Origin of the sequence: Mesorhizobium sp., assembly GCF_005063415.1 — a bacterium.
GTDB lineage: Bacteria > Pseudomonadota > Alphaproteobacteria > Rhizobiales > Rhizobiaceae > Mesorhizobium.
Map to the genome: position 1 here is coordinate 1 of NZ_SUEG01000262.1, position 3,865 is coordinate 3,865.

Annotated in this window: 5 protein-coding genes and 1 pseudogene; 5 read left to right on the forward strand and 1 reads right to left on the reverse strand. The window is 61.0% G+C overall.

What is annotated here, in order from left to right; translation table 11 throughout:
* Positions 1 to 72 precede the first annotated feature (72 nt).
* The 5 genes and pseudogenes from E5W70_RS31320 to E5W70_RS31340 all read left to right on the forward strand — a co-directional run.
* On the forward strand, positions 73 to 375 hold the full coding sequence (locus E5W70_RS31320) for a hypothetical protein (protein WP_292665123.1): 303 nt from the start codon (positions 73 to 75) through the stop codon (positions 373 to 375).
* The gene (locus E5W70_RS31325) at positions 372 to 1,328 is read left to right on the forward strand and encodes a hypothetical protein (RefSeq protein ID WP_366509769.1); all 957 of its coding nucleotides are present in this window, start codon (positions 372 to 374) and stop codon (positions 1,326 to 1,328) included. Before E5W70_RS31320 ends, E5W70_RS31325 begins: the two co-directional genes overlap by 4 nt.
* Before the next feature lie 194 nt (positions 1,329 to 1,522).
* Entirely contained in the window at positions 1,523 to 2,215 is a 693-nt protein-coding gene (locus E5W70_RS31330; RefSeq protein WP_292665128.1) for a class II aldolase/adducin family protein, read from the forward strand.
* Between the two features lie 316 nt (positions 2,216 to 2,531).
* Positions 2,532 to 2,837 (forward strand): hypothetical protein, encoded by a 306-nt coding sequence (locus E5W70_RS31335; RefSeq protein WP_292665125.1) that lies wholly within the window; start codon positions 2,532 to 2,534, stop codon positions 2,835 to 2,837.
* Positions 2,827 to 3,062, forward strand: a pseudogene (locus E5W70_RS31340) (hypothetical protein); the annotation flags it as partial. The gene E5W70_RS31335 and the pseudogene E5W70_RS31340, both read left to right, overlap by 11 nt.
* Before the next feature lie 357 nt (positions 3,063 to 3,419).
* Here E5W70_RS31340 and E5W70_RS31345 read toward each other — a convergent pair.
* Positions 3,420 to 3,865, reverse strand: a 446-nt coding sequence (locus E5W70_RS31345; RefSeq protein ID WP_292665126.1) for a GDSL-type esterase/lipase family protein, incomplete at its 5' end; no start/stop codon positions are given.

A 3,865-nucleotide genomic window follows, 5' to 3' on the forward strand; every position in this document is an offset into this window, starting at 1 on the left:
AGGCCGAAGTGATGGGCAATGGCTTGCCATTCCTGCGCAACAAGGCTCGCCAATACGGTCTGATCTGACCCAATGTATGACGGGCAGAAGGCGGACGGCGCGAGCATCGCCGTCTTCGACGTTGGCAAGACCAACATTAAGCTCTCGGCAATGACGTTCGACGGCGTCTTCGCCGAGAGTCTTTCTGTCCGCAACGAGGTGCGGCCCGGTCCACCTTGGCGGCGCCACGACCTCAAGGGCATTAGCGACTGGCTTTTCGGCTCGCTTGCCAGCTTGTGCCGACACCATCCGTTGGAAAAGGTGGTCGCCACCGGACATGGCTCCGCCGGGGTTCTGGTGAACGCTGATCCCGACGACACTCCGCCTTGCCGATGATCGACTATGAGCAGGATCTGGCGCCTGCAATTCGCAAGGGCTACGCCCCGCTTTCGGGCGATTTTTTTGATCGCGGCAGTACAATTATGCTGAAGGCTGCGCATCAGGCTCGCCAGCTGTACTGGATGCCGCAGGCTGAATCGGAGCGCGTCGCCCAGGCCCGTTGGTATCTGGGCTTGCCGCAATATTGGGTCTGGCGGCTCTCAGGCGTGCCATCGGCCGAAACGACGGCCCTCTCGGCGCAGTCACATCTATGGAACAATGTGCAAGGAGTGGACGCCCATTGTAGAGGGGCAGGGCTGGAGCCGCCTCATGGTACCATGCATCCGGCCTGGAAAACGCTGGGGCCAATCCGGCCGGATCTAACACGCCGGTACGGCATACCGGAAAAGCTGTCTGTCGTGACCGGCGGCCACGACAGCAGCCTCAATCTTTACCCCTATCAGGCAGCAGGCATGCCCGATGCCTGCGTGATCTCTACCGGAACCTGGATTGTCGGAATGTGCGCGGCGACACCTCTAGACGCACTCAACGAGAACCGCGCAATGGTGCTGAACAGCGACGTGACAGGACGCCCGGTCGGCGGCGTTTTGACCATGGGCGGACGAGAGTTCAGTCATGTGGCAGGGCTGGGACAAGAAGAAGAGGCGGCCGCCGCCGCGCTGGTCAGCTTGTTGATAGTGCGGGGCACCTTTGCGTTGCCGTCCTTCGGCGACGATGATGGCCTCTTTCCCGGCAGCGCTGGGCGAGGCCGGTTTGAAGGACCGCCGGCAAAAACCCCTGCCAAGCGCAAGGCGCTCGCGGTGCTCTATGCGGCGCTGCTGATGGTGGAATGTATCGATGCGCTGAATGAAAGCGGGCTGGTTGCATTGGATGGTACCTTCCTGCGGGACCCGCTCTACGCCACCTTGGTTGCCGCGCTGCGCCCAAAGCCCAAACGGTCTACAATCTAGTCTCCTACGGCACGGCTTCGGGCGCCGCGTTGCTTGCCGAACATGAAACCCGTCACACGCCGGCTCCGATCGAGCTCAGCCTTCCCGCCGCCTATGCCGGCGATAGTGAGGCGCTCGCGGCCGATGCGCTGCGGGGCGCGAATTGGCAAAGCGGAACAACTTCTACCGGGCAAGACCAGCAAAAGGAACGATCGATGACTGATGACAGCGCACTGCGCCGCGAGATGGTGGACGTTTGCCGCCGGATGAACTCCAGCGGTATCAACCAGGGCAATGCAGGCAACCTGTCGGTGCGCACCAGCAAGGGTTTCCTGATCACGCCCTCGTTGCTTCCTTACGAAACGATGACGCTTGAAGACATTGTAGACATGGATTTTGACGGTACCTATGCCGGCCGTCGGCCCTCCTCGGAGTGGCGCTTCCACCGTAACATTTTGCGGGAGCGGCAGGAGATCAACGTCGTACTGCATTGTCACTCACTCTATGCCACGACGCTGGCCTGCCATCACAAGACGATCCCGAGCTTTCACTATATGACAGAAGTAGCGGGCGGTACGACCATCCGCTGCGCGGGCTACGCGACCTTCGGCACGCAGGCCTTGTCCGACAATGCCTTGGTTGCACTCAAGGATCGCCTCGCCTGCCTGCTAGGCCAGCACGGACAAATTTCACTCGGCAAGACTCTGGAAGCGCCGTTGTGGCTGGCGAACGAGGTCGAAACCCTGTCTCGCATGTATGTCCAGGCACTTGCGCTTGGGGAGCCACCGGTTCTCTCCGACGAGGAGATGGCGCGGGTGATCGAGCAAATGCGTAAAATGAGCTATGGCCAAGCGCCGGATCCAGCGGGCACGAACGATATGGCGAGGCCGCGCGGGGCTGCGGCCTAGCACCAGTCACGCAGGCGGCGTGGCCCCAAAGCCTACCGTTTCAACGAGTCTTGGTCCGGGCCGCAAAATCTGGCCAGGGAGCAATACGCGTCTGGCAGGGCGAGCCGGCGATCATAGTCTGAAGGTGGCATGAAGGAGACCTCTTCCGATCTGGTCCTGGTTTCTGGACGGGTCACCAATCCCCAGGACGTTAATAAGACAGTCGAAGTTTTCTGACCTTTATCCAATACTTCACCATAGGGATGACGGTTAAGGAACCTTTCTGGTTGCCACGGACTTCCGGATTCACCGTGAATTCGAAACGAGGAGGTCCCCCATGAAAGTCACCGCTGCAGGTATCGACCGCATCAAGATCGGCAATGCCGACGCGAGCGGGCAGGGTGCGAATTTCCTCGTTTGGCTTTATCTTCAGGTAGATGAAGGCGGTACACAGACCGGCCAGGAACTTGTGGTGTCGCTACCGTACGATGCGCAGATGACGTTCAACGATCTCGCTACCCAGGCTTTCGAGAAGGCGCACTCGATGCTTCGCGCCTGCTGCAAGGTAGATGAATCCATGTGGTGGAAGCAGTTCAACCGGAGCCTCGCGCCGCTGCCCGAGTGGATGCCCGGCGCCGTGTAGCCGGCGGATCGTGTTCGAGACGGGGCCGCTGTCGGTGTGGTTCTACACGTGCTGACGGCAGAGGGGCTGCCGGTGATCTGCATCGGCGCACGGCATGCCAAGGCCGCGCTTGACATGGCCGCGAACAAGACCAGAGCGGGCCGTCGAGTGGAGCGAACGAGGCATACGGCCAAGCCCATTCGACCCATGGGCTTTCGCCGCCTTCGATGCACAGGCGATGAGTCATTTGCTCCGCGACCGCTACGACGAAGCCTGCCGCGCCGAATATCGGTCCGTTCAGGCGAATCCCGCACATAGCATCACTTATGTGCAATTGGCCGCTGCCCTGCGGAACTCGGCCGGCTCGAGGAAGCGAGGGCAGCTGCCGCCCGGGTGCTCGAACTGCACCCGACGTTCCGTTACAGCCGCCAGTTTGCGGGTGTGAACTGTGCTCCAGTGCTCGCGGAGTGCCTTGGCGCTGGGCTGCATGTTGCCGGGCTGCCACGTAGTGTTCGACACGGGCCAAAAGAACGGGCTTTACCAACGACGGCATGGAAACCCAGATGTCCGGAACGCGTAGCGCAGGCCGACGGCTTGGCGGTGTCAGGCGGCAGTGCTGACCCTGTCCGGATCGAGAATCGCCCTCACTTTGTTGGCGACCGCCCGTCCCAGATCGGCGTTATTCGCGGCAGTGAAATGGATGCCATCGACACCGTCCGTGGTGATGAAATCACCGGCGTTCAGGAACTCGATCTTCATGAAATCTGCCATCGCCTTGTACTGCCTGGCCAGATCCCTCGACTTCTCGTGACCTCCGCCAAACATGCCCTCGAACCATGGATCGGGCATCGGCGTCAGCGGCGGCGGCGCGATGACGAGCGCCTTGGGAGCAGGATAAGGGGTGCCGATCCCACCCGCGCTGGTCAGAATCTGCCCGACGAGTTTCGCCATTCCATTGGCGATCTCATACGATGTCCGGCGAAAATAGGATTTGGTGTCATTGGTGCCGAGCATCACGATTACCAAGTCCAGCGGCAGGTGGCTGGCGA